This is a genomic window from Ferribacterium limneticum, from assembly GCF_020510565.1.
GTDB lineage: Bacteria > Pseudomonadota > Gammaproteobacteria > Burkholderiales > Rhodocyclaceae > Azonexus > Azonexus limneticus_B.
Window position 1 is genome coordinate 3,476,552 of record NZ_CP075189.1, and the last position, 26,587, is coordinate 3,503,138.

The 26,587-nt window shown below is 59.5% G+C and carries 35 protein-coding genes; 23 read left to right on the forward strand and 12 right to left on the reverse strand.

Going from position 1 to position 26,587, the window contains the following annotated elements; genetic code table 11:
• The first annotated feature begins 8 nt into the window (after positions 1-8).
• The 12 genes from KI610_RS16640 (at position 9) to slmA (ending at position 8,898) form a co-directional block, all read left to right on the forward strand.
• Positions 9-1,235 (forward strand): type II secretion system F family protein, encoded by a 1,227-nt coding sequence (locus KI610_RS16640; protein ID WP_226496064.1) that lies wholly within the window; start codon positions 9-11, stop codon positions 1,233-1,235.
• Positions 1,235-2,089: a prepilin peptidase gene (locus tag KI610_RS16645; protein ID WP_226496065.1), complete on the forward strand. Its 855-nt coding sequence runs from the start codon at positions 1,235-1,237 to the stop codon at positions 2,087-2,089. Before KI610_RS16640 ends, KI610_RS16645 begins: the two co-directional genes overlap by 1 nt.
• A gap of 71 nt (positions 2,090-2,160) precedes the next feature.
• Entirely contained in the window at positions 2,161-2,415 is a 255-nt protein-coding gene (locus tag KI610_RS16650) for an FmdB family zinc ribbon protein (protein ID WP_226496066.1), read from the forward strand.
• Positions 2,415-3,029, forward strand: a complete 615-nt coding sequence (locus KI610_RS16655) for a DUF502 domain-containing protein (protein ID WP_226498565.1) — start codon at positions 2,415-2,417, stop codon at positions 3,027-3,029. The genes KI610_RS16650 and KI610_RS16655 overlap by 1 nt, the downstream gene beginning before the upstream one ends.
• Positions 3,030-3,046: 17 nt before the next feature.
• The gene (aspS, locus tag KI610_RS16660; protein WP_226496067.1) at positions 3,047-4,846 is read left to right on the forward strand and encodes an aspartate--tRNA ligase; all 1,800 of its coding nucleotides are present in this window, start codon (positions 3,047-3,049) and stop codon (positions 4,844-4,846) included.
• 6 nt (positions 4,847-4,852) lie between these two features.
• Positions 4,853-5,212, forward strand: a complete 360-nt coding sequence (locus KI610_RS16665) for a ribonuclease domain-containing protein (RefSeq protein WP_226496068.1) — start codon at positions 4,853-4,855, stop codon at positions 5,210-5,212.
• 10 nt (positions 5,213-5,222) lie between these two features.
• Entirely contained in the window at positions 5,223-5,651 is a 429-nt protein-coding gene (locus KI610_RS16670; protein WP_226496069.1) for a barstar family protein, read from the forward strand.
• Positions 5,648-6,103 carry a dihydroneopterin triphosphate diphosphatase gene (gene nudB / locus KI610_RS16675; protein WP_226496070.1) on the forward strand — a complete coding sequence of 152 codons (456 nt, stop codon included), beginning with the start codon at positions 5,648-5,650 and terminating at the stop codon, positions 6,101-6,103. The genes KI610_RS16670 and nudB overlap by 4 nt, the downstream gene beginning before the upstream one ends.
• A gap of 59 nt (positions 6,104-6,162) precedes the next feature.
• Positions 6,163-6,579 (forward strand): Hsp20/alpha crystallin family protein, encoded by a 417-nt coding sequence (locus KI610_RS16680; protein WP_226496071.1) that lies wholly within the window; start codon positions 6,163-6,165, stop codon positions 6,577-6,579.
• An 83-nt stretch (positions 6,580-6,662) separates the two neighbouring features.
• Positions 6,663-7,550, forward strand: a complete 888-nt coding sequence (argB, locus tag KI610_RS16685) for an acetylglutamate kinase (protein WP_226496072.1) — start codon at positions 6,663-6,665, stop codon at positions 7,548-7,550.
• A gap of 64 nt (positions 7,551-7,614) precedes the next feature.
• A complete protein-coding gene (locus KI610_RS16690) occupies positions 7,615-8,277 on the forward strand; it encodes a pyrimidine 5'-nucleotidase (RefSeq protein ID WP_226496073.1) in 663 nt (220 codons plus the stop codon).
• 12 nt (positions 8,278-8,289) lie between these two features.
• Positions 8,290-8,898, forward strand: coding sequence for a nucleoid occlusion factor SlmA (gene slmA / locus KI610_RS16695; protein WP_226496074.1), 609 nt, complete (start codon positions 8,290-8,292; stop codon positions 8,896-8,898).
• Positions 8,899-8,949: 51 nt separating this feature from the next.
• Here slmA and hemB read toward each other — a convergent pair whose 3' ends face one another.
• Positions 8,950-9,909 (reverse strand): porphobilinogen synthase, encoded by a 960-nt coding sequence (gene hemB, locus KI610_RS16700; RefSeq protein WP_404827419.1) that lies wholly within the window; start codon positions 9,907-9,909, stop codon positions 8,950-8,952.
• Positions 9,910-10,088: 179 nt separating this feature from the next.
• Positions 10,089-10,751 (reverse strand): ribosome biogenesis GTP-binding protein YihA/YsxC, encoded by a 663-nt coding sequence (gene yihA, locus KI610_RS16705; RefSeq protein ID WP_226498566.1) that lies wholly within the window; start codon positions 10,749-10,751, stop codon positions 10,089-10,091.
• A 107-nt stretch (positions 10,752-10,858) separates the two neighbouring features.
• On the opposite strand from yihA, the gene KI610_RS16710 reads away from it, so the two are divergent.
• The 5 genes from KI610_RS16710 (at position 10,859) to KI610_RS16730 (ending at position 14,628) form a co-directional block, all read left to right on the forward strand.
• Positions 10,859-11,494, forward strand: a complete 636-nt coding sequence (locus KI610_RS16710; protein ID WP_226496076.1) for a c-type cytochrome — start codon at positions 10,859-10,861, stop codon at positions 11,492-11,494.
• Between the two features lie 120 nt (positions 11,495-11,614).
• Positions 11,615-12,046, forward strand: coding sequence for a CBS domain-containing protein (locus KI610_RS16715; protein WP_226496077.1), 432 nt, complete (start codon positions 11,615-11,617; stop codon positions 12,044-12,046).
• Position 12,047: 1 nt separating this feature from the next.
• Positions 12,048-12,890 (forward strand): HDOD domain-containing protein, encoded by an 843-nt coding sequence (locus KI610_RS16720; protein WP_226496078.1) that lies wholly within the window; start codon positions 12,048-12,050, stop codon positions 12,888-12,890.
• 117 nt (positions 12,891-13,007) lie between these two features.
• Positions 13,008-13,961 (forward strand): protein-methionine-sulfoxide reductase catalytic subunit MsrP, encoded by a 954-nt coding sequence (gene msrP, locus KI610_RS16725; protein ID WP_226496079.1) that lies wholly within the window; start codon positions 13,008-13,010, stop codon positions 13,959-13,961.
• Between the two features lies 1 nt (position 13,962).
• On the forward strand, positions 13,963-14,628 hold the full coding sequence (locus KI610_RS16730) for a protein-methionine-sulfoxide reductase heme-binding subunit MsrQ (protein WP_226496080.1): 666 nt from the start codon (positions 13,963-13,965) through the stop codon (positions 14,626-14,628).
• Positions 14,629-14,694: 66 nt separating this feature from the next.
• Here the strand turns inward: KI610_RS16730 and KI610_RS16735 are convergent, their stop codons facing one another.
• Together KI610_RS16735 and bioB are read right to left on the reverse strand one after the other, a co-directional pair.
• On the reverse strand, positions 14,695-15,588 hold the full coding sequence (locus tag KI610_RS16735) for a methyltransferase domain-containing protein (protein WP_226496081.1): 894 nt from the start codon (positions 15,586-15,588) through the stop codon (positions 14,695-14,697).
• Positions 15,585-16,568, reverse strand: coding sequence for a biotin synthase BioB (gene bioB, locus KI610_RS16740; protein ID WP_226496082.1), 984 nt, complete (start codon positions 16,566-16,568; stop codon positions 15,585-15,587). The genes KI610_RS16735 and bioB overlap by 4 nt, the downstream gene beginning before the upstream one ends.
• Before the next feature lie 56 nt (positions 16,569-16,624).
• On the opposite strand from bioB, the gene KI610_RS16745 reads away from it, so the two are divergent.
• Positions 16,625-17,368, forward strand: coding sequence for a ComF family protein (locus KI610_RS16745; RefSeq protein ID WP_226496083.1), 744 nt, complete (start codon positions 16,625-16,627; stop codon positions 17,366-17,368).
• A 44-nt stretch (positions 17,369-17,412) separates the two neighbouring features.
• Entirely contained in the window at positions 17,413-17,877 is a 465-nt protein-coding gene (locus KI610_RS16750) for a tRNA (cytidine(34)-2'-O)-methyltransferase (protein ID WP_226496084.1), read from the forward strand.
• Here the strand turns inward: KI610_RS16750 and KI610_RS16755 are convergent.
• From KI610_RS16755 to KI610_RS16780, 6 genes are read right to left on the reverse strand one after another with little or no spacing between them, the layout of a single operon-like run.
• The gene (locus tag KI610_RS16755) at positions 17,874-18,863 is read right to left on the reverse strand and encodes an NAD(P)H-dependent glycerol-3-phosphate dehydrogenase (protein WP_226496085.1); all 990 of its coding nucleotides are present in this window, start codon (positions 18,861-18,863) and stop codon (positions 17,874-17,876) included. The two genes, KI610_RS16750 and KI610_RS16755, sit on opposite strands and share 4 nt — an antisense overlap.
• A complete protein-coding gene (locus KI610_RS16760; protein ID WP_226496086.1) occupies positions 18,860-19,300 on the reverse strand; it encodes an SH3 domain-containing protein in 441 nt (146 codons plus the stop codon). The genes KI610_RS16755 and KI610_RS16760 overlap by 4 nt, the downstream gene beginning before the upstream one ends.
• Positions 19,301-19,310: 10 nt before the next feature.
• Entirely contained in the window at positions 19,311-19,775 is a 465-nt protein-coding gene (gene secB, locus KI610_RS16765) for a protein-export chaperone SecB (RefSeq protein ID WP_226496087.1), read from the reverse strand.
• 30 nt (positions 19,776-19,805) lie between these two features.
• Positions 19,806-20,066, reverse strand: coding sequence for a glutaredoxin 3 (gene grxC, locus KI610_RS16770; protein ID WP_226496088.1), 261 nt, complete (start codon positions 20,064-20,066; stop codon positions 19,806-19,808).
• The gene (locus tag KI610_RS16775; RefSeq protein ID WP_226496089.1) at positions 20,063-20,482 is read right to left on the reverse strand and encodes a rhodanese-like domain-containing protein; all 420 of its coding nucleotides are present in this window, start codon (positions 20,480-20,482) and stop codon (positions 20,063-20,065) included. Before KI610_RS16775 ends, grxC begins: the two co-directional genes overlap by 4 nt.
• 9 nt (positions 20,483-20,491) lie before the next feature.
• Positions 20,492-20,809, reverse strand: coding sequence for an ArsR/SmtB family transcription factor (locus KI610_RS16780; protein ID WP_226496090.1), 318 nt, complete (start codon positions 20,807-20,809; stop codon positions 20,492-20,494).
• 75 nt (positions 20,810-20,884) lie between these two features.
• Between KI610_RS16780 and KI610_RS16785 the strand changes: the two genes are divergently transcribed.
• The 4 genes from KI610_RS16785 (at position 20,885) to KI610_RS16800 (ending at position 25,056) form a co-directional block, all read left to right on the forward strand.
• Positions 20,885-22,318 (forward strand): murein hydrolase activator EnvC family protein, encoded by a 1,434-nt coding sequence (locus KI610_RS16785; RefSeq protein WP_226496091.1) that lies wholly within the window; start codon positions 20,885-20,887, stop codon positions 22,316-22,318.
• On the forward strand, positions 22,315-23,730 hold the full coding sequence (locus tag KI610_RS16790) for a S41 family peptidase (protein WP_226496092.1): 1,416 nt from the start codon (positions 22,315-22,317) through the stop codon (positions 23,728-23,730). Before KI610_RS16785 ends, KI610_RS16790 begins: the two co-directional genes overlap by 4 nt.
• 20 nt (positions 23,731-23,750) lie before the next feature.
• On the forward strand, positions 23,751-24,152 hold the full coding sequence (locus KI610_RS16795; protein WP_226496093.1) for a hypothetical protein: 402 nt from the start codon (positions 23,751-23,753) through the stop codon (positions 24,150-24,152).
• Positions 24,153-24,228: 76 nt separating this feature from the next.
• Positions 24,229-25,056 (forward strand): HesA/MoeB/ThiF family protein, encoded by an 828-nt coding sequence (locus KI610_RS16800; protein WP_226496094.1) that lies wholly within the window; start codon positions 24,229-24,231, stop codon positions 25,054-25,056.
• Here KI610_RS16800 and ribD read toward each other — a convergent pair.
• Both ribD and nrdR read right to left on the reverse strand, forming a co-directional pair.
• Positions 24,971-26,059 (reverse strand): bifunctional diaminohydroxyphosphoribosylaminopyrimidine deaminase/5-amino-6-(5-phosphoribosylamino)uracil reductase RibD, encoded by a 1,089-nt coding sequence (ribD, locus tag KI610_RS16805; protein WP_226496095.1) that lies wholly within the window; start codon positions 26,057-26,059, stop codon positions 24,971-24,973. The two genes, KI610_RS16800 and ribD, sit on opposite strands and share 86 nt — an antisense overlap.
• A complete protein-coding gene (gene nrdR, locus KI610_RS16810; RefSeq protein ID WP_226403752.1) occupies positions 26,056-26,520 on the reverse strand; it encodes a transcriptional regulator NrdR in 465 nt (154 codons plus the stop codon). Before nrdR ends, ribD begins: the two co-directional genes overlap by 4 nt.
• Positions 26,521-26,587: the final 67 nt, after the last annotated feature.

Consider the following 26,587-nt stretch of genomic DNA (forward strand, 5'->3'; position numbering starts at 1 on the left):
GAAAAAATATGGCTACCGCCGCAAGATCTAGGGCCTCGGCAGTCAAGGAAAACACCTTCCTCTGGGAGGGAAAGAACAAAGATGGCAAAGCCGTTCGCGGAGAAATGCGCGCAGCCAGCGACTCCGTCGTGCAAACCACGCTGCGTCGGCAAGGCATAACCAGCATTAAGGCCAAGAAAGTCCGCTTCAAGACTGGTGGCACGATTACGGAAAAAGATATTTCCCTGTTCACCCGCCAGTTGGCGACCATGATGAAATCAGGCGTCCCGCTGTTGCAGTCGTTCGATATCGTCGGTCGAGGACACTCCAATCCCGCAGTCGGCAAATTACTGCTCGATATTAAGTCAGATGTTGAAACAGGCAGTTCCCTGTCTCAAGCGTTCCGCAAGTTTCCACTGCAATTCGATGCACTGTATTGCAATCTCGTCGCAGCTGGCGAACAGGCCGGCATTCTGGACACATTGCTGGACCGCCTTGCAACCTATAAGGAAAAAATAATAGCAATCAAAGGCAAGATAAAGTCTGCACTGTTCTACCCGATTGCAGTCTTGGTTGTTGCCTTCATCATCACTGCCGTGATCATGATTTTCGTGATCCCAGCATTTAAGGATGTGTTCAAGAGCTTTGGTGCCGACCTCCCAGCGCCGACCTTGTTTGTGATTGCGCTTTCAGACTTTTTCGTTGCCTATTGGTGGGCGATATTCGGCATTCTTGGCGGTGGCCTCTATACATTTCTTGAGAGCTGGAAGCGCTCAGAAAAAATCCAGATGGCCATGGATCGACTACTTCTGAAAATGCCCGTTTTTGGAGAAATTGTCCGCAAGTCAGTAATTGCTAGATGGACCAGAACCTTGGCCACTATGTTTGCTGCCGGCGTACCACTGGTCGAATCCCTTGAGTCAGTCGGCGGCGCGGCCGGCAATCACGTTTACAAAGTTGCGACCCGACAAATTCAAAGTGAGGTGTCCACAGGTACCAACCTGACTACCGCAATGCAGAACGTGAATCTATTTCCCAACATGGTAATTCAGATGGTATCCATCGGCGAAGAGTCTGGTGCGTTGGATTCCATGCTCTCCAAGGTTGCCGATTTTTTTGAACAGGAAGTCGATGACGCTGTGGATGCGATGTCCAGCCTGATGGAGCCCATCATCATGGTAGTCCTCGGTACGCTGATTGGCGGCATGGTTGTTGCAATGTATCTACCAATATTCAAGATCGGAGCCGTCGTCTAATGCTTCCGGAAACCCTGGGCGGTCTGGCTGCTGCGGCGGGGCTGCTTGGCCTGTGTGTTGGCAGTTTTCTCAATGTAGTCATTCACCGACTACCCAAAATGATGGAGCAGGAATGGCAGGCGCAATGTGCCGAATTGCGCGGAGAGCAGGGAGCGACCGCGGCAGAGCCTCTATCACTGGCAAAACCACGCTCACGCTGCCCTACCTGTGGCCACCAAATTACAGCCATCGAGAATATCCCGCTTGTCAGCTATCTGTTGATTCTCAAGGGTAAATGCTCGGGATGTCATGCGCGCATTTCGCCCCGCTATCCGATCATCGAGGCGCTTACTGGCCTCGTATCGGCCTATGTTGCCTGGCATTTCGGCCCGACACTTCAAGCGGCCGGCGCACTCATATTGGTCTGGTCCCTGATTGCACTCGCCGCCATCGACCTCGACACTCAACTGTTGCCGGACTCGATTACGCTACCATTGCTCTGGCTGGGTCTCACTCTTAACCTGTGGGGAGCATATGCCGACCTGCCCTCCGCGGTCGTCGGCGCGATGCTCGGCTATTTGGCGCTGTGGAGCGTATTTTGGCTATTCAAGCTGGTCACTGGCAAGGAAGGCATGGGCTATGGCGATTTCAAACTACTTGCCGCACTGGGCGCATGGCTGGGCTGGCAGATGCTGCCAGCCATTATCCTGCTCTCCTCGGTGGTCGGTGCCATCGTCGGCATCACGCTGATCGTTGCCACCCGGCACGGACGCAACGTTCCGATTCCGTTCGGCCCCTACCTCGCGGCAGCTGGAGGCATCGCTCTTTTCTGGGGCAATTCGATCACGCACAGCTATCTTGGTCTTATCGGTTGAAAAAAGCCGTCCTCACCCTAACATAGCCAACTCTGACTCTCGGTTATAATTCAAGGTTTTGGAGGACTCCCATGCCGATTTACGAATATCGCTGTGACTCCTGCGGCTTCCAGAAAGAACATCTGCAAAAAATGAGCGATCCCGTGCTCACGATTTGCCCGGAATGCAGCAAGGAAAGCTACAGCAAGCTACTTTCCGCCGCCGGCTTTCAGCTCAAAGGCAGTGGCTGGTATGCCACCGACTTCAAGGGTGGTAGCAAGAAAGCAGATGCCGCCCCCCCGTGTCAGACCGGAGAAGGAAGCTGCTCGTCGTGCGTGGCCAACTGATTAAACGCTATTTCATCACGGGCCTGCTGATCTGGGTCCCGTTGGTCATTACCGGTTGGGTGCTGTCGATGATCATCAGCACGCTTGATCAGTCCTTGCGTCTGCTGCCCGAGGGCATGCATCCGCAAAGCCTGGTCGGATTCGCCATTCCTGGCGCCGGGGCGGTTCTGACGCTGGCGATGATCCTGTTTACCGGCCTGCTCGCCACCAATTTCATTGGCCAGAAACTCGTTGTCTGGTCAGAAAAGATCCTGGCTCGCATCCCTGTGGTCAACTCGGTTTACCACAGTGTCAAGCAGGTTTCCGACACGCTTTTCTCCCCGAATGGCAATGCGTTCCGCAAGGCCCTGCTGATTCACTACCCCCACCAGGGCAGCTGGACCATCGCCTTCCAGACCGGTAGCCCCGGAGGCGATATCGTCAATCATCTCGATGGCGAGCATGTCAGCGTTTACGTGCCGACCACGCCCAACCCGACCTCGGGGTTTTTCCTGATGCTTCCGGCCAAGGATGTCATCGAACTCGAGATGACCGTCGACGAAGCGCTCAAATACATTATCTCGATGGGCGTCGTGGCTCCCCAGCCACACCCCCGCGTCATTACCAACACCTGAATCAACCGGAAAGCTTCATGCGTACCCATTATTGCGGACAACTTAATGCCGCCCTCGACGGGCAAATCGTTACCCTGTGCGGCTGGGCCCATCGTCGGCGCGACCACGGCGGCGTTATTTTCATCGACTTGCGCGATCGCGAAGGTTTGGCGCAGGTCGTTTGCGACCCTGATCGTGCCGCCACGTTCTCCATCGCCGAATCGGTCCGCAACGAGTTTTGCCTGAAGATCACCGGCAAAGTCCGTCCGCGCCCGGCCGGTACGACCAATGCCAACCTGGCATCCGGCGAGATCGAAATCCTCTGCCACGAGATCGAGGTGTTGAACCCATCCGTCACGCCGCCGTTCCAACTGGACGAAGACAATCTGTCCGAGAACGTTCGCCTGCTGCATCGCGTCATTGATCTGCGTCGTCCGCAGATGCAGAACAATCTGATGCTGCGTTACAAAACCTCCCGCGCCTTCCGCCGCTTCCTTGACGACAACGGTTTCATCGATATCGAAACACCGATGCTCACCAAGTCGACCCCGGAAGGCGCACGCGATTATCTGGTGCCTTCACGCGTTCATCCGGGCCAGTTCTTTGCCCTCCCGCAGTCGCCGCAGCTCTTCAAGCAGTTGCTGATGGTGGCTGGCTACGACCGTTACTACCAGATCGTCAAATGCTTCCGCGACGAGGATTTGCGCGCTGACCGCCAGCCCGAATTCACCCAGGTCGATATCGAAACCTCGTTCATGAGCGAGGCCGAAATCATGGCGTTGACGGAAAAGCTGATCCGCACTGTCTTCAAGGAAGCCATAGACGTCGACTTGCCTGACTTCCCGCGCATGACCTATGCCGAAGCCATGCACCGCTTTGGCTCCGACAAGCCGGATCTGCGCGTCACGCTTGAACTGACTGAAGTTACCGATGCGTTCAAGGATGTCGCCTTCAAGGTCTTTGCCGGCGTTGCCAACAGCGAAGGTGGTCGCATCGCCGCCATGCGCATTCCGGGCGGCGCCACGCTGACCCGCGGAGAGATCGATGCCTACACTCAGTTTGTCGGCATCTACGGCGCCCGTGGGCTGGCTTACATAAAGGTCAATGACGTCACCCAGATCAACGAAACTGGCCTCCAGTCGCCGATTGTCAAAAATCTGTCGGAAGCTTCGCTGAAGGCCGTCATCGAGCGCACCGGCGCCCAGTCCGGCGACCTGATCTTCTTCGGAGCCGACAAGGCCAAGATCGTCAATGACGCCCTTGGCGCCTTGCGCATCAAGATCGGCCACGAAAAGGGCTTCGTCACCGGCGCCAAGTGGGCTCCGCTGTGGGTCATCGACTTCCCGATGTTCGAGTACGACGATGAAAACAAGCGCTGGTCGGCATGCCACCACCCGTTCACCAGCCCCAAGGACGAGCATCTTGACCTGCTGGTCAGCGATCCGGGCAAGTGCCTGGCCAAGGCCTACGACCTGGCGCTCAACGGCTGGGAACTGGGCGGCGGCTCGGTGCGTATCCACCGCTCCGATGTGCAGGAAAAGGTTTTCTCGGCCCTCAACATCGGCCCCGAGGAGCAACAGGCCAAGTTCGGCTTCCTGCTCGACGCGCTGAAGTACGGCGCCCCGCCGCACGGCGGCCTGGCTTTTGGTCTCGACCGCATCGTCACCATGATGACCGGTGCCGAATCGATCCGCGACGTGATTGCTTTCCCGAAGACCCAGCGCGCCCAGTGTTTGCTCACCGACGCGCCGTCCGGCGTCGACGAGAAGCAATTGCGCGAACTGCACATCCGTTTGCGCCAGAAGGTCGAAACGCAAGTCGAAGTCAGCCCGACCTAAACGCCGATGCAGACTTTCCTGCGCCTCCTGATCGTCGCCTGGCTGGCGATCGGGAGCGCATTTGCTTTCAGTTTCGGGCGCGATGCTACGGTCGACACGATTTTGGTGGCAAATTTGCCCACCGAAGCCCGGCAAACACTTGCCCTGATCAAGGCCGGCGGCCCGTTTCCCTATGAGCGAGATGGCATCGTATTCGGCAACTTCGAAAAACGCCTGCCCTTGCACCCGCGTGGCTATTACCGCGAATACACGGTAAAAACACCGTGGCGCAAGGATCGCGGGCCTCGCCGGATCGTCGCCGGCCGGGACAGCAACTACTATTACACCGACGACCACTACCGGACCTTTCGGCAAATCGCGGAATAGGGACATATCGATGAGCGACAACCTGCTCGAAAATGCCAGTGCATCCGGGGTATTCCACCTGGTGGCAACTCAACAATCGACCATCGAAACAGCGGCCAAGCAGGCTGATTTCTGCGTCCTGAAGGCCGACATCGTCAGGCCCGCTTCAACGCAGGACGTATTGCTTCAACTCGGTAGCGCGCTCGATTTTCCGAGCTGGTACGGCGCCAATTTCGATGCGCTCTATGACTGCCTGACCGACCCCGACTGGCGACCCGCCAAGGGTCACGTCCTGTTCATCAACGGCATAACCCGCTTGCGTGCAGCGCACCCGGTTGATTTCGCCACCTTGATCGAAGTCTTGCAGGCGGCAGCCGAAGACAGGCGCAAAACACATGTGCCCTTCTGGATCCTGATCGACGCCCCGGCCCGTGGCATTACGACACTCGCCGAGGCATGACCACCGGCCACAAACAGCCGGTTTCCGTTCTAGTCGTCATTCACACCGAGGCCCTTGACGTACTCCTGCTAGAGAGATCTGCCCACCCGGGATTTTGGCAATCGGTAACGGGCAGCCGTGAAGGTAGCGAAGCACTGATCGACACCGCTCGCCGCGAAGTCTTCGAAGAAACCGGGATAGCCACGGCCAATGGCCTCCTTGTTGATTGGCAGATGAGCAACACCTTCGAAATTTTTACCGAATGGCGACACCGCTACGCGCCAGCGGTCAGCCATAACGTTGAACATGTCTTCAGCCTGCAACTTGCTGAACGACCGGCTATCGTCACGGCGCCTGACGAACACCGGGACTGGCAATGGCTACCCTGGCGAGAGGCCGCCGAGCACTGCTTCTCATGGAGCAACCGGGATGCCATTCTCATGCTCCCCGAAAGGCCCTCTTTCGGGACTTGAAACCGCCAAAACCTCTCCTATATTTGGTCCATGAGGCTTCATTCACCAAGGAGAAAACCATGGCAAACATCACCCGAATCGACCCATTCGACGACCTGTTCCGCGGCTTTTTCGTACGTCCAGTGGATTATGACGGCGCCCCGACCCAGCCTCCATCCATCAAGATGGATGTCAAGGAACAAGGCGACTGCTATCTGATCCATGCCGACCTGCCGGGCGTCAAAAAGGAAGACATTCATGTCGTCGTCGATGGCAATCAGGTCTCGGTCAGCGCCGAAGTCAAACAGGAGAAGGAAACCAAGGAAGGCGAGCGCGTACTGCGCTCCGAACGCTATTTTGGCAAGGTTTCCCGTTCGTTCCAGTTGGGACAGGAAATCGACGATGGCAAAGCGGTCGCCAAGTTCAACGATGGCGTCCTTGAGCTGACCTTGCCCAAGCGGACCGAAACGACCAGCAAACGTTTGAGCGTCGTTTAACGTCTAAACCGCTGACAACAGGCCGGACCCCGTTCCGGCCTTTTTCTTTGTACAATCCGCGGCGATTCCACTTGGAGCCCGCCATGAGCATCGAAGACCTCACCCCCGGCATCAAGGCCGCCGTTCTGGCCGAAGCCCTGCCCTACATCAAGCGTTTCCACGGCAAGACCATCGTCGTCAAATACGGCGGCAATGCGATGACCGACGAGCACCTGAAAAGCTGCTTCGCTCGTGATGTCGTGTTGCTTGAACTGGTCGGCTTCAACATCGTCGTCGTGCATGGCGGTGGCCCGCAGATCGAAAGCCTGCTCGCCCGTGTCGGCAAGAAGGGCGAATTCGTTCAGGGCATGCGCGTCACCGATGCCGAAACGATGGAAGTCGTCGAAATGGTGCTCGGCGGCCAGGTCAACAAGGACATCGTCAACCTGATCAACCAGCACGGCGGCAAAGCCGTCGGCCTGACCGGCAAGGACGGAAACTTCATCCGCGCCAAGAAGCTCATGCTGGAAAACAAGGACAACCCGGGCGACCTGATCGACGTCGGCCAGGTTGGCGAGATCGTTTCCATCGACCCGACTCTGATCGACCACCTCGACAAGGGCTCCTTCATCCCGGTCATCGCCCCGATCGGGGTCGGCAAGGATGGCGAGACCTACAACATCAACGCCGACGTCGTCGCCGGCAAGATCGCCGAAGTCCTCAAGGCCGAAAAGTTGGTCCTGCTGACCAACACACCAGGTGTGCTCGACAAGAACGGCGATCTGATTACCGGCATCACGCCCAAGCAGATCGACGAAATGGTCGAGGATGGCACGCTGTCCGGCGGCATGTTGCCGAAGATCGGCTCAGCGCTCGATGCCGCCCGCAATGGCGTCAAGGGCGTGCACATCATCGACGGCCGGGTCGAACATGCGCTACTGCTCGAAATCCTGACCGACCACGGGGTTGGCACAATGATCAAGTCGCACTGATGCGGCAAAGCAGCCCGAAAAGCCCGCGCCAGCGGGCTTTTTCCTTTCTGCAACGGGAAATGTCATGAAAAACCCGGTCTGGCTGTTCGACCTCGACAACACGCTGCACAACGCGACGCCGCATATCTTTCCCCACATCAATCGGTCTATGCGCCAATACATCGAGCGCCATCTGGGCGTAGACGAGCACGAGGCGACGCGCATTCGACAAGGCTACTGGGAGCGCTATGGCGCCACGCTGCTTGGCCTGATGCGTCACCATGGGACAGACCCGCGCCATTTCCTCTGGGAGACCCACCAGTTTCCCGACCTGCCGCGCATGGTCGTCTTCGACAAGCCCTTGCTGCACACTCTGCGTCGACTACCCGGCCGCAAGATCATTTTCTCCAACGCGCCGCGCCATTACGCCGAAGCCATCCTCGACCTCACCGGCCTCGGTCGCTGTTTCGATGCCGTTTATTCGGTCGAAAACCTGCGTTTCCAACCCAAACCCATGCTCGCCGGATTCCGCACCCTGCTCCGCGCCGAGCATCTCGACCCGCGCAGCTGCATCATGATCGAAGACAGTCTGGCCAACCTGGTCACCGCCAAAAAGCTGGGCATGAAAACCGTGTGGGTGAGCGCTGGCTCACGCCAGTCGCCTTTTGTTGACGTTAAAATCCGCTCGGCAACACAATTATCAAAATGCTACGGTCGACTGGAAATTTCGGCCAAAAATGAAATCTGAGGAGGGGGAAACATGGCGACAAAACCGGGCGAACGCCGCCTGCAAATCCTGCAGACGCTAGCCGAAATGCTGGAAACCCCGAAAGGGGAAAAAATCACCACCGCCGCGCTGGCCGCCAAACTGGAATGTTCCGAAGCGGCGCTCTACCGCCATTTCGCCAGCAAAGCGCAAATGTTCGAAGGCCTGATTGAGTTCATCGAACAAAGCCTGTTCAGCGTCATCAACAAGATCACCGCCGAGGAAAGCGAAGGTTTCAAGCAAGTCGAGCTGATCATCGGCCTACTGCTCCGCTTTGCCCAACGCAATCGCGGCATGACCCGCGTCCTGATCGGCGATGCCCTGGTCAATGAAAACGAGCGCTTGCAGACCCGCATCAATGCCCTGCTCGACAAAGTCGAAGCCGCCATGAAACTGGCGTTGCGTATCGCCGCCACGCAGGAAAACCTCAAGCCCGACGCCGACTTCGGCGCCCTGGCCAACCTGCTCCGCTGCTACGTCGTCGGCCGCTGGGAACAATACGCGCGCAGCGGCTTCACGCGCGAACCGCTGACTCAATGGCCGCAGCAATGGCCGATGCTCTACTTCGCCTGCCTGTCGCAATCCGGCGCACCGGGCGCCTGAAAAACAAAATGGCGGCCGAGGCCGCCATTTTTCCGTCTTGAATCGCTAACCTCAGCCCTTCAAGTATTCCGCCGCATCGAGCGCGAAATAGGTCAGGATGCCATCGGCCCCGGCTCGCTTGAACGCCAGCAGGCTCTCCAGCACGCAGGCCTTCTCGTCCAGCCAGCCGTTCTGCGCGGCCGCCTTGAGCATCGCGTATTCGCCGCTGACCTGATAGGCATAGGTCGGCACCTTGAACTCATCCTTGACGCGCCGGACGATGTCCAGATACGGCATGCCGGGCTTGACCATGACCATGTCGGCACCTTCTTCAAGGTCAAGCGCCACTTCGCGCAGCGCCTCGTCGGTATTCGCCGGATCCATCTGGTAGGTGTACTTGTTGCCCTTGCCGAGATTGCCGGCCGAGCCAACCGCGTCGCGGAAGGGGCCATAGAAGGCCGAAGCGTACTTGGCCGAGTAAGCCAGAATGCGCGTGTAAATCTGCCCGGCGCCTTCGAGCTCAGCCCGGATCCGGGCAATGCGACCGTCCATCATGTCCGACGGTGCCACGACATCCGCCCCCGCCTGGGCATGACAAAGCGCCTGCCTGGCCAGCACTTCCAGCGTCTCATCATTGAGCACGTAACCGGTTTCGTCGATCAAGCCATCCTGCCCGTGGCTGGTATAAGGATCGAGCGCCACGTCAGTTATCACGCCAAGATTCGGAAATTCGCGCTTTAGCGCCTTGATCACGCGCGGCACCAGACCATTGGCGTTGTACGCCTCTTCGGCCCCTAACGACTTCAGTGACGCATCGATCACCGGAAATAGCGCCAAAGCAGGGATGCCGAGCCTCACCGCCCGCTCCGCCGTCTTCAACAAAACATCGAGCGACTGGCGCTCGACGCCGGGCATGGACGACACCTTTTCGATGCGCCCTTCGCCTTCCAGCACAAAGACCGGGTAAATAAAATCGTCGGCCGTCAGCACCGACTCCCGCATCAAACGGCGGGAGAAATCATCACGCCGCATCCGGCGCATCCTGGTTCCGGGAAAACCACCGCTCACAACTGCCATGCTTCAACCTCGATCAATTCAACACAGAAAAATTTTCATACTCGGCGGAACTTCCCGCCTTGACGCGCGTCAGATTCCGCAGATGGCACGCGCTGTCTCCCGCTTCACCTCCCTGAGCGGGCGCCTTGACCCAGTTAAGGCTTTTTGGCCCCCGGACCCCCCTTATCCGGGGGCCCTTTGTTTTCTTTCGGCTTGATTTCGATTTCCAGCCAGCTGGCGAGAACGCCCTCAGCTTCTTCAACACCGGTCTTTTTCAGGCTTGAGAAGAGCTGCACCGAATACAGGTCAGCATCACCCCAGGTCGCCACCTCGGCCTTCACCGATTTCAGGGCTTTCATCTGCTCCTGGCGGCTCAGCTTGTCGGCCTTGGAAAGCAGAATGTGGATCGGTCGCCCGGTTGGGCGAAACCAGTCAATCAGGCGTAAATCGAGGTCAGTCATCGGCCGGCGAATATCCATGATGACAACCAGCCCAGCCAGTTGATCCCGCTTGCTCAGGTAAGGACCAATGAGGCCCTCCCACTGCGAGCGGATCGCCTCGGGCGCCTTGGCGTAGCCATAGCCGGGGAGGTCGACGAAATACTTGCCGTCGGCCAGCGTGAAATAATTCAGGTGCTGCGTCCGGCCCGGCGTTTTGCTGACATAAGCAAGGCGAACACGCCCCGCCAGCGTATTGATAGTGGAAGACTTGCCAGCATTGGAACGACCGGCGAAGGCAACTTCGCGAACGGAATCCTGCGGTAAATCACGGAGATTGGCGACGGTTGTCAAAAAAACCGCCTGTTGGAACAGAGGCATAAAAAACTCGGAAGACCCGCCAAGAGGGCGGCGAACTGATATAGAATAACAGGTTTGTAACCTCCGTTCCGGCCAAAGCGCCCATAAACGCGCACTAGGAGTTCGAAATGATCCGTAAAGCGGCACTGGCGATCCTTTTCGCCACCAGTTTCGTCACCCACGCTTCCGAAGAAGCGCATGCCAAGGCTGACCCTGCAAAAGGCAAGGCTATCGCTGAATCCATTTGTGTCGCCTGTCATGGCGTCGATGGCAACAGCCCGACTTCGGCCAATCCGAACCTGGCTGGCCAGGTTGAGGAATACATCGCCAAGCAACTGAAGAACTTCAAGCCGGTTGGCGACAAGCCGCCCGTGCGCAACAACCCGATCATGGCCGGTATGGCTGCACCGCTGTCCGACGACGACATCAAGAACGTCGCCGCCTGGTTTGCCAGCCAGAAACAGAAGCCGGCTGCCGCCAAGGATGAAAAACAGATCGCGCTGGGCCAGAAAATCTGGCGTCAGGGTGACTTCAAGAAGGGCGTTCCCGCCTGCGCCGGCTGCCACGGCCCGGCTGGTGCCGGTTTGCCTGCCCAGTACCCGCGTCTGGCTGGTCAGTTCCAGGAATACACCGAAGCCCAGTTGAAGGCGTTCCGTGTTGACGAACGTGCCAACGATCCGGAAAAAATGATGCGCATGATCGCCGCCAAGCTGTCCGACGTCGAAATCAAGGCCGTCTCCGAATACGCTGCCGGCCTGCGCTAATTTGCGCACCAGTAAAGAAAAGGCAGCTTCGGCTGCCTTTTTGTTTTTCTGGTGCTTGGCAGTCCACGTCGACGCGACTAGACTGGACGCACAACACCCCACCGGAGTAGGAGGCAAAACATGAAGACGCTCAAACAGCTTCTCGCAGGCAGAAATCGCCCATTGGCAGTCGTCGCACCTGGCGACACTGTTTTTCACGCCCTCACCGTTATGGCCAAGCACGAAGTCGGGGCTGTCCTGGTTCTCGACGGCGAACAACTGGTCGGCATTTTTTCCGAACGCGACTATGCCCGCAAGATCATCCTGCAGGGCAAGACCTCGAAGGAAACGCTGGTCAGCGAAATCATGAGCGACAAGGTGGCCTACGTTACGCCAAGCGTGTCTCTCGACGAATGCATGGCCCTGATGACCGAAAAGCATTTCCGCCACCTGCCAGTGCTGGATGACGAAGGAAATGTGCTTGGCATCATCTCCATTGGTGACCTGGTTAAGGAAACCATCTGCGACCAGCAATTCCTAATTGCCCAGCTGGAACATTACATCGCCGGTTGAGATGGCAAGCAATCGCAGCATTCACTTTCATATACTCGAAGATATCGCCCGCGACCTGTCGGGCGATATCAATTTCCCGACCTGTCTCGATGCGGCCCTGCTGGTTCGCAACGCGCTGAAAGATCCGTTTGCCAGCACCGATCAGGTGGTACAGGCGATCAGCATCGAGCCGCTGATCTGCAGCAAGCTGTTGCGTCTGGCCAACTCCGTCAGCTACAACCCGGCCGGTGAACAGATTTCCAATCTGAATAACGTGGTTCGACGACTGGGCTTCGACATCGTCCGTACGACCTCGCTGGCCGTGGCGATGGATCAGATGTTGAAATCGAAAAATCTCGCCGCCTACGATCACATTGCCCGACAAACCTGGGAACACTCGCTGCGGGTTGCGGCGATCGCCCGTGTGCTGGCGGGCCATCTGGGTCGTGTCCCGCCGGACAACGCCATGCTGACCGGACTGGTACACAACATTGGCATTTTTTACCTGCTATTTCGGGCGGCGGAATACCCCGAATACCGCAACGACGAGCCGGCCATGATCGAACTTCTGGCGGGCTGGCACGAAGGGATAGGCGAGAGTCTGTTGCACATTCTCGGGCTGCCAGCATCGATCACCGACGCGGTGCGCGATCAAAGCCATTTGAGTTCCGTCGAATCGCCCTGCACCATCAGCGACATTCTCTATTTTGCCATCGTGCTCGCCGGCAACGGCCTGCCATGGCAAAACAGCACGCACGATGCCGAGGAAGAAGCCAGGCGCGAGGCTGACCGGGCGCGCTATGCCGATCTATTGCAGACAGCCGAAGAAGACATCGTCGAGTTACGCGCCGCGCTTTCTGCCTGAACCTGCAGGCATCCTGGCAGTCTGAAATCCAGCCAGTCGCCAGTTTTCCCCCGACCTCGAGTGTAAGGATTCGGGAGGAACGCCGACTAATGGATATGCAAGCCCCCAGGAACCATCATGCTGATTCGTCACGCCCCGGAAATTCCCAATTCCGAAATCACCGAACCCCAGATTTATGCGGGTCGCCGCGAGTTCGTTCGAACGCTCGCCCTCGGTGTCGGCGCCGCTAGCCTCGGCCTGGCCCATGGCGCAGAAAGCCGTGAGGGACGGGGCAGCCCATTAGGAAATCTGCTCTCCAGCCCATTGTCGACGCGCGATGACAAACTGACGCCATACCAGTCGATGACGACTTACGGCAATTTTTATGAATTCGGGCCGGACAAGGACAGCCCGGCTAAAAACGCGCACCGTCTGCGTACGCGGCCGTGGTCAGTGACTATCGACGGCGAAGTCAAAACCCCGAAAACCTTCGCCATCGAAGACATCCTGAAATGGGCGCCGCTCGAGGAGCGCATTTACCGGATGCGCTGCGTCGAAGGCTGGAGTGCGGTTGTGCCCTGGGTTGGCTTTCCGTTCAGCGAACTGCTCAAACGGGTCGAGCTGACGGGCAATGCCAAGTTTGTCGAATTCTGGAGCCTAGCCGATCCCGAACAAATGCCCTACGTGCGCATTCCCTTGCTCGACTGGCCGTATGTCGAAGCGCTCAGGCTCGATGAGGCGCGACATCCGCTGACGCTTCTCGCTGTTGGCATGTACGGCGAGGTCATGCCGAAGCAGAACGGGGCCCCGCTCCGTCTCGTCGTGCCTTGGAAATATGGCTTCAAGGGAGCAAAATCCATCGTTCGCATCCGCTTCGTCGAAAAACAGCCACAAACGGCGTGGATGAAAGCCGGGCCTGACGAGTATGGCTTCTACTCCAACGTCAATCCGGATGTCCCGCACCGGCGCTGGAGCCAGGGCAACGAACGCCGTCTCGGCGAATTTCTCAAACGCAAGACGCTACCCTTCAATGGCTACGCCGAGCAGGTCGCCGGTCTGTATGCCGGCATGGATTTACGGAAAAATTTCTGACATGAGCTTCAACCCCGACAACCGCCAGCTTGGTTGGATCAAGATTGCCCTCTTCGCCCTCTGCCTGCTGCCGGCCATACGTCTGCTGTGGGCCGCCTACACGGGCGACTTTGGCGCCAACCCGGTGGAGTTTGTCCAGCGCTGGACGGGCACCTGGACCTTCAACCTGCTGCTCATCACGCTGTGCGTCACGCCGCTGCGGGCGATAACGCAAATGCACTGGCTGACCCGGCTGCGGCGCATGCTCGGGCTATTCTGTTTTTTCTACGCCACGCTACATTTTTTGAGTTTCATCGGTTTTGACCATGACTTTGTGATCGACGACATCGCCAAGGACATTTTCAAGCGCCCCTTCGTGACGGTTGGTTTTGCCGCCTTCCTGTTGCTGATTCCGCTCGCCGCGACCTCGAGCAACTGGGCAATTCGCCAGCTGGGCGGACGAAAATGGCAGGAACTGCACCGCAGCATCTACCTGATCAGCATTCTCGCCACGGTGCATTATTTCTGGCTGGTCAAGGCCACAGCTCTGTTGTGGCCGCTGGCTTACTCCGTTGCCGTCGCTCTTCTGCTCGGCTGGCGGATTCGTGAGCGCAAGCGCAAGGCGATCCCGGTACCGCAATTTCAGGGTGTGAAACCGCTGAAATTCTTCAAACAGAAGCCGGATTGATCTTTGCCGCAGATTGCTACGGTCAACCGGCAAAATTGACCAAAATTGAAATGCCCCGAGGAGCGATCAGCCTTTGCGTGGCAGATCGAAGCGGACGATGGCGCGGCCGTCCGGCGTTTTCTTCGGCTCAACCTTCCAGGCGTGGCCGTAGATGACTTCGAAGGTCGCCGGCAGCCGGCCGTCCTTGCGCATCGCTTCGTAGGCCACCTTGCCGTTTTCCCAGGATTTCCGGCCGGTCATCCCGTGGCGCCGGGCTTTCATGGCGCACGACGAGCCGGCAGCGCGCAATTCGGCGAACATGGCATCCACATCGTCGTAGGTCAGCGTGATGACTTCCATGTCCATGACCGGATCGGCGAAACCGCAGCCGACCAGCATGTCGCCGAGATCGTGCATGTCGGCGAAACGCTGGGTGTGGGCGTAGCCATCGGCAAAAGCGGCGCGCAGTTCCTTGAGCGTATCCGGGCCGAGCGTCGAGAACATGAGTAGACCGCCGACTTCGAGCACACGATGCGTTTCGGCCAGTGCTGGAATCGGATCGTCCAGCCAGTGCAAGAGCAGGTTGGACCAGACGATTGCGGTCGACCGCGATTTCAGGGGCAAATTGGCCGCATCGGCAGCGAGGCGAAGCGGCTCGACCGTCCTGCCGATGCCCAGCCAGCGTTGCCAGCCGGCGCGCGGGATACGGCCGGCGGAAAGCATGGCCGGCGCGACATCGAGGCCAATCAGTTCAGCGTCGGGATAACGGGCGGACAAGCCCGGAAAGCTCCCGCCACGACTGCAACCGAGGTCGAGAATCCGCTTCGGTTCAACCTTGACGAAATCGAGTCGCTCCTGCATCCGGCGATCGACTTCGCGGGCGAAGAAATCACCTTCGCCGTAACTTGCCGCAACCCGGGCGAAGCGTCGACCGACGTGCTGCCGGTCGACGAATCCGGAATGCGGGCTGACAGGGCTCAAATTGCCTTGACGCCGAGACGCGCAAACAGCGCGTCGTCGCGCTCGATATCCGGATTGCCGGTAGTCAGCAGGAAATCACCGTAGAACATCGAATTGGCGCCGGCCAGGAAGCACAGGGCCTGCAGTTCGTCGCTCATTTCCTGACGGCCAGCCGACAGGCGAACCCAGGAGGTCGGCATCATGATGCGCGCGGCGGCGATGGTCCGCACGAACTCGAACGGATCGAGGCGATCCTTGTCGGCCAGCGGCGTACCGGGAATCGGCACGAGGTTGTTGATCGGCACGGACTCCGGCGCCTTGGGCAGGTTGGCCAGCTGGACAAGCAAACCCGCGCGGTTCTTGCGCGATTCGCCCATGCCAATGATGCCGCCGGAACAGACATTGATGCCGGCATCGCGAACCTGCTCGAGGGTATCGAGACGGTCGTCCTGGGTATGCGTCTTGATGACCTGACCGTAGAACTCCTTGTCGGTATCAAGATTATGGTTGTAGTAGTCGAGGCCAGCCTCTTTCAGCTTGCCTGCCTGGCCTTCCTTGAGCATGCCGAGCGTCACACAGGTTTGCATGCCCAGCGCCTTCACTTCGCGGACCATGTCGAGAACGCGGTCGAGATCGTTGTCCTTCGGCCCCTTCCAGGCGGCGCCCATGCAGAAGCGCGAAGCGCCCTTGGCCTTGGCGGCCTGAGCGGCGGCAACCACCTCGTTGAGCGGCATCAGGCGTTCGCGCTCGGTGTCTGTGTCGTAGCGGGCAGATTGCGAGCAATAGCTGCAATCCTCGGAACAGCCACCGGTCTTGACCGAAAGCAGCGTCGAGCGTTGAATGGCGTTCGGATCGAAGTTTTCGCGGTGCACACCTTGCGCCCGCCAGATCAGGTCCATCAGCGGCAACTCATAGAGCGCGAGTACTTCAGCGACCGACCAGATGTGGGCGGGAGCGGACTGGGAAACAGACGAAACGGCGGCGATGGAGCTAGCTTGCATGAAAGGCCTTGCGTGAAAAATGCTATAAAAATCAGATACGAAGCGCATCGGTAATTATGGATTATCACGGACACTCCGGCTGGCTGTCAATTTTACCCCAGCCCGATGGACTCAAACGGCTTGGCCGGAAAATCCTCGATGCCGTCCTGCCGGGAAGCTGTCTGCTCTGTGGCGCCGACAGCCAAGGAGGCCTGCTCTGCCCGCCATGCACGAACGATCTTCCGCTGTTGCCCAAGGCTTTGTGCCCGATCTGCGCCGTCCCGACAACGCATGGCGAACGCTGCGGCGCCTGCCTGCGCGACAAACCACATTTCGACCGCGCCATCGCCCTCTTTTGCTACGACTTTCCCGCCGACCGGATCGTTCATGCACTCAAGTACGGGCACCAACTGGCGGTAGCCGGCTGGGCCGGGCAAAAGCTGGCCGAACTGACCGCCGCCGATGCCTTCGACTGCATCGTCCCCCTGCCTTTGCACGCCGAACGTCTCCAGGAACGGGGTTTCAACCAGTCCGCCGAGATCGCCAAGGCATTTCAATTTTGGGCAAAAATCCCGGTTGACCGTGGGAATGTCCTGCGCACGCGGATAACGCCGCCCCAAGCCGCGATGCCGCACAAGGAACGCCATAAAAACGTCCGCGGAGCCTTCGAGTGTCGGCGCGACTTCACCGGCCAGCGCCTGCTGCTCATCGACGATGTGATGACCACCGGCGCCACCGCCAACGAGTGCGCCCGCGTCCTTAAACTGCACGGCGCCGCCGAGGTCACCGTTGCCGTTATCGCCCGTGCGCTACGGCACTGAATCCATGCTCTAATTCGCCCCCTTCACCGTTCGAAAGCCGTCGCGTGTTTGCCGTCGTTCTCTACCAGCCCGAAATTCCGCCCAACACGGGCAACATCATTCGCCTGTGCGCCAACACCGGGGCCGAGTTGCATCTGGTCGAACCGCTCGGCTTTGACATCACCGACAAGGGTTTGCGCCGGGCCGGGCTGGATTATCACGAATACGCCCGTGTCGTGCGTCACGCCGACTGGGACGCGTGCAAGGCGGCACTGGCCGGGCGACGCCTGTTTGCCATGACGACGAAGGGCACGGGCAGTCCGTTCGATACGGCTCTGCAGGAAAACGATGTATTTGTTTTTGGTCGCGAAACCAGCGGACTGCCGCCGGAAGTGCTCGCCGAGTTTCCGCCGGAACAGCGACTGCGCCTGCCCATGCAGGCCGGGCAGCGCAGCCTCAACCTCTCCAACGCTGCTGCCGTCACCGTCTTCGAAGCCTGGCGCCAAGCCGGCTTCGCAGGCGCCAGCTAGGCCAACTCTTCTTTCGGATCGCGCGCCATCAACTGCTCGACGGCCTGCGCGGCACTCAAACGACCATCCAACACGGCTGCCACAGCAGCGCTGATCGGCATGTCGACGCCGAGTTGGCTCGACAGGCGATCGACCTCACGCGCCGTATAAACGCCTTCGGCAACATGGCCGAGTTCTTCGAGTATCTGTGGCAGGGACTTGTTCTGGGCCAGCGCCAGACCGACGCGACGGTTGCGCGACAGGTCGCCGGTACAGGTCAGGATCAGGTCACCCATGCCGGCCAGCCCCATGAAAGTCTGGCGGTCAGCACCCAGCGCCAGACCAAGCCGGGCAATTTCAGCGAGGCCGCGGGTCATCAGCGCCGCGCGGGAATTCAGGCCTAGCCCAAGTCCATCGCAAACACCTGTCGCGATGGCCAGCACATTCTTGACGGCACCACCGACTTCGACGCCAACCAGATCATCGTTGGCGTAGATGCGCAGGCGCGCCGTATGGAGTTGGCGCGCCGCCTCGCGGGCGAAGGCAGGGTCATTGCCGGCCAACGCCACGGCCGTCGGCTGCCCGGCCGCCACTTCCTCGGCAAAGCTGGGGCCGGACAGTGCACCGCACAAGGCCTGCTGGCCGAGCACTTCGGCCACCACCTGATGCGGCAGCTTGCCGCTACCCGCCTCGAAACCCTTGCACACCCACAACACCGGCAACTTGCAGCCGATCGCCTTGATGCGTTCGACAGTGGGCCGCAGACCGGCAATCGGCGTCGCCACGATGAGCAACTCGGCGGCAGCGACAGCCGCCTCGAAATCGGTCGATACGGTGACCGAGTCCGGCAACTTGTAGCCCGGGAAAAAACGATGGTTTACGCGCGTCGCCATCAGGTCGGCAGCGACATCCTCTTCGCGCGACCATAGCGTCAGCTCATGCTTGCCGGCAAAGGCGATGGACAGCGCCGTGCCCCAGGCACCAGCGCCAAGCAGCGAAATTTTCATAGGCCCCAGACCTGCGTCGAACGAATGTAGCCGGTCGCGCCGTCGCGATGGCGCACCTTGGCCCAGCCCGGCGAGGCGGGTTCGATGAATTCAACAGCCACCCATTTGTCCAGTTCGGCCAGCACCGTCGATTCCGGTTTGTCCGACTGGCGGATTTCAGCTTTCTGCGCGGTCACGACGAGCGTCCGCTTGTCCACGAGGTTGCGCGACTCCAGCCAGGCCAGCGTCCCTTCGGCATCGCGCACCTTGAACCAGCCTTCGAGCTTGACGACGACCTCGACTGGCGTCTGCGCCTTGATCAGGTAGAGCTTCTTGCCCTGCAGCGACGGCGCATCGAACAGGATGGCCGCCGGCACACTGACCGAGCGGTAGTCGATAGCCAGCGCTGCTCCGGCAGCGCTGATCAGCGACAGGGCGACAAGCGCGCGACGCCACATGGCAATCACCTTACTGGATCGACACTTCAGCCGGCGCGCCAGCCTGTTCCTGCTGCTGCAGGCGCTGCATGTACATGCCTTCGAAGTTGACCGGCTGCAGCACGATGGGCTGGAAGCCGGCGCGGCTGACCGCATCGGACACGGCTTCGCGGGCGTACGGAAAGAGGATGTTGGGGCAGGCGACGGCAATCAGCGGCTCGATCTGCTCTTCCGGCACGTTCTGAATGCGGAAGATACCGGCCTGGCCGACTTCAACCAGGAAAACCGTCTTCTCGCCCATCTTGGCGGTAACCGTCACGGTCAGCACGACTTCGTAGACGCTGTCGCCGACGGTACGACCACCGGTATTGAGCTGGATCTCGACTTGCGGCGCTTCGCGCTCAAGGAAGATTTCCGGCGCATTCGGCACTTCGACCGACAGATCCTTGACGTAGAGTTTTTCAATACCGAAGACGGGCTGAGCGTTTTGTTCCATGGTTTTCTTTCAGAAGTTGAATCGGTTTAGTCAGCCTTCGAGCAGCGGCTTCAACTGGCCGGAGGCATCGAGGGCATAGAGATCGTCACAGCCACCCACGTGGGTTTCGCCGATGAAGATTTGCGGCACTGTACGCCGCTGAGTTTTCTGCATCATTTCATCGCGGCGTTCAGGATCGAGATCGACGCGAACCTCCTCGATCTGCTCCACGCCGCGTGCCTTGAGCAATTGCTTGGCGCGTGTGCAATACGGACAGACTGCCGTCGTATACATCAGGACATGAGCGCTCATTTGCTCTTGGCTCCCTTCTTGATCGGATAGCCGGCACCCACCCAAGCATCAACGCCACCGGACAGGTTGTACAACTTCTCGAAGCCCTGCTTCTTGAGATCGCCACAAGCCTTGTTCGAGCGCATGCCGGAGGCACAGCAGACGATGATCGGCTTGTCCTTGAACTTGCCCAGCTCGCCAATGCGCCCGGCCAGCGCGCTGCCCGGAATATTCTTCGCTTCCGGCAAATGCCCGGCAGCGTACTCGGTGGATTCACGGACATCGAGGATGACCGCATCTTCACGATTGATCAGTTGTGTCGCCTCGGCCGGCCCGACACTGTTGCCCGAAGGACGCATCACCATCGGCCAAAGCAGTGAAAGACCACTGACCGCGACCAGCGAAACCAGCAGAATATTCTGGTTGATAAATTCCATCGGTATCACTTAAGCCTCCGTCCCACAAAAAACTTCACGCATCATGCTGACCAGTTGCAGTGTGCGCTGATCGCCAACCCGGTAGAAGACGCGATTGGCGTCCTTGCGGGTAACCAGCACACCTTTTTCGCGCAGGATGGCCAGATGCTGGGAAATATTGCTTTGCGAGGTGCCCACCGCCTCGACGATTTCCTGCACACACGCCTCCTGTTCGCCAAGCACGCAAAGGATTTTCAGGCGCAGCGGGTGGGCGATGGATTTCAGCGCACGGGCGGCCAGCTCGATGTGCTCCTGCTTGTCGATCAAACTGAAGGTTGGCGTTTCCAAGATAAAACCTCGTTTCGGTGAATGGCGCATTATAAAATAGCGTTTTACGTTTCGCTTAATCGAAATCAATCCGCGATGACCTTTGGACACACCCGGCCCGGCCAGCGCAGCCCTCGGCCCACCGGCAAAAGGCTGACAGCGGCACTGATTGCCGCGGTTTTCCTGGGCGCAGCGCCGGTCGGTGCCAAGCCAGTTGCGGCCGAAAAAAAATCCGCCCAGATCGTCGCCTCGCCCGATATCGCCGAAAAACAGGCCGATCTGGGCGAATTGCGCAGTCGAATCGAAGGATTACGCAAGGAATTATCCAGCAGCGAAGAGAGCAAAGCTGACGCCGGCGACCGCCTGCGCGAATCCGACCGCCAGATTTCGCGGCTGCAACGCGAACTGCACGAATTGAACGATTCCCGCGGTCAACTGGAAAAAAAGCTCAAAAACCTCGAACAACAATCGCAGGAACTCGGCGTTACGCTAAGCCAACAACAAGGGCAGCTGGAAAAACTGATCTACAAACAATACCTGCGCGGCACCCCGGACTCGCTGCAACTGCTGCTCAACGGCGACGATCCCAACCAGATGGCGCGCGACCTGCATTACCTGTCGGCCATTGCGCTGACCCGCGCCGAGCTGATGGGCGAAATCAACGCCACGCTGGACAAGAAGAAATCGCTGGCCGCCGATGCCAAGGAGCGCAGCGCCGAACTGGCCGAGGTCGAGGCCGAGCAGAAAAAGCGCCATGCCGATTTGCAGAAGCAGCGCGAGGAGCGCCAGGCGCTGTACGCCCAGTTGGCCAGCAAGGTCAGCGCCCAGCGCAAGGAAATCGGCACCCTGCAACAAAATGAAAAGCGGATGACGCAGCTCATTGATCGGCTGTCAAAAATCCTTGCTGCCCAGGCGGCACGGGCGGCCAAGGCCGCCGAAGCCGCACGGCTGGCCGAAGCACGGCAGGCGGCGGCAAGACAAAAGGAAAAAGAGCGCGAGAAGGAACGGGAAAAGGACAAGCGCCCGGCGCATACAGAAGAGCGGGAAATCGCCCGCCCGACTCCCGCCATAGAGCCCACCCGCCCAAGAACCGTCGAAGCCGAAAACCACTACGAACCCGCCCCGAGCAACGGCAGTTTCGCCCGCCAGCGCGGCAGCCTGCGCCTGCCGGTACGCGGCGCGGTCTCCGGCCGTTTCGGTTCGGCCCGAGATGGCGGCGGCACCTGGCGCGGCCTGTTCATCAAGGCCGGTGCCGGCAGCGAGGTCAAAGCCATCGCCGGCGGCCGCGTTGTCTTCTCGGAATGGATGCGCGGCTTCGGCAATCTGCTCATCGTCGACCACGGCGACGCCTACCTGTCGATCTACGGCAACAACGATGCCTTGCTCAAACAAGTCGGCCAGGCCGTCAAGGGTGGAGAAACGGTAGCCACTGTGGGTAACAGCGGGAGCAATCCCGAATCGGGTTTATACTTTGAACTCCGCCACCAAGGGCAACCGATCGACCCGATGAAATGGGCCAGCTTGAAATGAGCAAAACTAAAACTATTAGCTTGACCGTTGGCGCCTTTGTCGCCGGCGCACTGATCAGCCTGAACTTCCCGGCCATGGCCGACAAGGAAGTCAAACCCGGCCTGCCTATCGATGAGTTGCGCACTTTTGCCGAGGTGTACAGCGCCATCAAGCAGGGCTACGTTGAGCCGGTCGAAGACAAGAAGATGATCACCAATGCCATTTCCGGCATGCTGTCCAACCTCGACCCGCACTCGACCTACCTCGACGCCGATGCCTTCAAGGATCTGCAGGTCGGCACACAGGGCGAGTTCGGCGGACTGGGCATTGAAGTCGGCATGGAAGACGGCCTGGTCAAGGTCGTTTCGCCAATCGAAGACACCCCGGCCTATCGCGCTGGCGTCAAGGCCGGCGACCTGATCTTCAAACTTGATGAAACACCGGTCAAAGGCCTGACCTTGTCGGATGCCGTCAAGAAAATGCGCGGCAAGCCGAAGACGCCGATCAAACTGTCAATCATCCGCAAGGGCGAAACCAAGCCGATCGAGCTGACCCTGATCCGCGAAGTGATCAAGGTGCAGAGCGTCAAATCCAAGCTGGTCGAGCCCGGCTACGGCTGGGTGCGCGTCACCCAGTTCCAGGAAAATACCGTCGCCGAACTGGCCAAGCATGTTTCCGCCCTCTACAAGGATGGCAACAAGCTGAACGGTCTGGTGCTCGACCTGCGCAACGATCCGGGTGGCCTGCTCAATGGCGCCATCGGCGTTTCAGCGGCTTTCCTGCCACCCGACGTCAAGGTCGTGTCGACCGACGGTCGCACCGCCGACGCCAAGCAGGAATTCCGGGCTCGGGCACAGGATTACCTGCGCGGCAGCAAGGAAGATCCGCTCAAGACCATGCCTGTCGAAGCCAAGAAAGTGCCGATGGTCGTGCTGGTCAATGGTGGCTCTGCCTCGGCCTCGGAAATCGTCGCCGGCGCCCTGCAGGATCACAAGCGCGCCATCATCGTCGGCACCCAGAGTTTCGGCAAAGGCTCGGTGCAATCCGTTCTGCCGCTACCGGGCAACACCGCCATCAAGTTGACCACGGCCCGCTACTACACGCCGGAAGGCCGCTCGATTCAGGCCAAGGGCATCACGCCGGACATCGTTGTCGAAGAGAGCGCCAACGGCTCCAGCCCTGGAATTCGCGTGCGCGAAGCCGATCTCGACCGCCACCTGAGCAACGACCGCGACAAGGAAGCTGCCAAGGAAGCGGCAAAGCCGGAAGCCAAGGGCGCGGCCAAGACACCCAAAAACGGCAAGGACAAGAAGGAAGATGCCGAGGAAGAAATGCCGCAACGTCTGGAGTACGCCACCAAGGGCGACTACCAGTTCCAGCAGGCGCTGAATCTTCTCAAGGGTCTTCAGATCATGCAGAATAAGGCGCAATAGTTCATTGATCGGGAGGGATGATGGCCGACACAGACCTCAAGAAAAACCGGGAAATCCTGTTCTCCAAGTTTCCGCCGGGCCAGGTGCCCGAAGCGGCAGATGACCTGCAGCATCTGGATGAACTTGAGGTTCAGGCCCGATTCGAAAAGCGCTCGCTGGGTGTCAGCTACGATCTACAGCAACACACCTTGCGCGAGCTTGACGAGCATCTGGTCGACAAGGGTTTTCATCTCGACAACACGCTGTACACGAAACTGACCCGGGCGCTGATCTACTACGTCGAAGAGACCCAGCTGCACAACATCGGCGCCCCGGAAAAACGCCTGAAACGCTCAGCCCAGGAAGCCTATGTGAACGCCTGGGAACACCACCCGCACGGCGACCATGACGACACGCCGCCGGAGTGGCGGGAATATAAGTAGCATTTAGGATCGAGGATTGAGCTTTTAGCAAAACCACTCGATCCTCGATCCTCGATCCTAATAACTCGATCCTAAAATGACCGACGAGCAGCTTCTCCGTTATAGCAGGCACATCCTGCTCGACGCGCTGGGCATCGAAGGCCAGACGCGCATTCTTGACTCTCACGCGCTGATCATCGGGGCTGGCGGTCTTGGCTCGCCGGCGGCGCTCTATCTGGCCTCGGCAGGGATTGGCAGGATCACGCTGGTCGATGACGACACGGTCGATTTCACTAATCTGCAACGCCAGATTCTGCATACCCAGGCACGTGTCGGCATGGCCAAGGCCGAATCCGGCCGGCAGGCGCTGAGCGCCATCAATCCTGACATTGAGATCATTCCGCTGCAGCAGCGTCTATCGGGCGAAGCGCTCGATGCGCTGGTTGCCAGCGCCGACCTCGTTCTCGACTGCACTGACAATTTCGCCACCCGGCACGCCATCAATCGCGCCTGCGTGCATCACCGCAAGCCGCTGGTGTCCGGTGCGGCCATTCGCTTCGATGGCCAGATCAGCGTTTACGACCTGCGCCGCGACGATTCGCCGTGCTACCACTGCCTGTTTCCTGAAGGCGAGGATGTCGAGGAAGTGCGCTGCGCCGTGATGGGCGTCTTCGCGCCGCTGACCGGCATCATCGGCACCATGCAGGCGGCCGAGGCCCTGAAGCTGGCAGCTGACATCGGTGAAACGCTGACCGGGCGGCTATTGCTGCTCGATGCGCTAACCATGGAATGGCGCACCGTCCGTTTCCGGAAAGACGACGATTGTGCCGTGTGCGGGCCTAAGGGAAACGTGCGATCAGGCGAATATCTTCGCCAAGCTGGCGCAGATCGCGAATCTTCAAGCGCCGCTTGCCGTCTAGCCTAGTCAGTTCAGGTAGGTTGAACAAGCCGCTCGCGTCGTGGCCGATCAGGCAGGGCGCCAGATAGAGCAGTAGTTCATCGACCAGACCTTCGCGCAACAGCGAACCATTGAGCTTGAAGCCGGCTTCGGCATGCACCTCGTTGATGCCGCGCTGGGCAAGCAATTCGAGTAGCGCCTTGAGGTCAACCTTGCCGGCGCCGTCATTTAAAATTTCGACGAAATTTCCGGTTGACCGTAGCAATGCCATTTTTTCGGCATTTTCAACGGCGCCAACGATCAGCACCGGCTCGCCTTGCAGAACACGCGCCGTCAGCGGAATTTCCAGCCGGCTATCGACTACCACGCGCAAAGGCTGACGCGTCGTCGCCACATCGCGCACGGTCAGACTCGGATCGTCGTCGCGCACGGTGCCGATACCGGTCAGGATGGCGCAGGCACGGGCCCGCCAGGCGTGACCGTCACGCCGCGCATCGGGACCGGTGATCCACTGGCTGACGCCGTTGTTGAGAGCCGTCTTTCCATCCAGACTGGCCGCCGCCTTGAGGCGCAACCACGGCCGGCCACGCGTCATGCGCGAGACAAAGCCAATGTTCAGTTCGCGCGCCTCGTTTTCCAGCAAACCGCTCGCCGTCTCGATACCAGCCGCCTGCAACAAGGCGAGGCCTTTGCCAGACACGAGCGGATTCGGATCGGTCATTGCCGCCACGACGCGCGAAACGCCGGCAGCAATCAGCGCCTCGGCGCAGGGCGGCGTGCGGCCGTGATGGCTGCACGGCTCCAGCGTCACGTAAGCCGTCGCGCCCTTGGCTTTCTCGCCAGCGGCGCGCAGGGCATGGACTTCGGCATGCGGCTCGCCGGCTTTCTCGTGCCAGCCTTCGCCAACGATTTCACCGTCGCGGACCACGACGCAACCAACCCGCGGATTGGGCGATGTCGTCCACAGGCCGCGCTCAGCCAGCTGCAGGGCGCGCGCCATCATGCCGTAGTCGACGGCTGAAAAGCTCATTTTTTCTTGGAGGTTGGCGAAACTTCGCGGATCGCCTTGGAGAAGGCATCCACGTCTTCAAAGTTGCGATAGACCGAGGCGAAGCGGATGTAGGCCACTTTGTCGAGCTTCTTGAGCTCGCGCATGACCAGTTCGCCCAGTTGCTGTGTCGTCACCTCGCGCTCACCGGCGGAACGCAATCTTTCCTCGATATCGGCGACAGCGGCATCGACCGATTCAATCGACACCGGCCGCTTGCGCAGCGCCAGTTCCAGACTGGCGCGCAGCTTGGCCCGGCTGAACTCGGTGCGCAGGCCATTTTTCTTGACCACTTGCGGCAGCTGGATTTCAGCCCGCTCGTAGGTGGTGAAACGCTTGTCACAGGCGTTGCACTTTCTGCGGCGACGAACGACATCCGCCTCGTCGGAGAGGCGGGTATCAACAACCGCCGTGTCGTCGTTGCCGCAGAAGGGGCATTTCACTTCAAACTCCCGAAAATTCCAGCGCGCCGCCCGAACAAGGCAGCGCCGTGCGGGCAAGCGCTGGAAT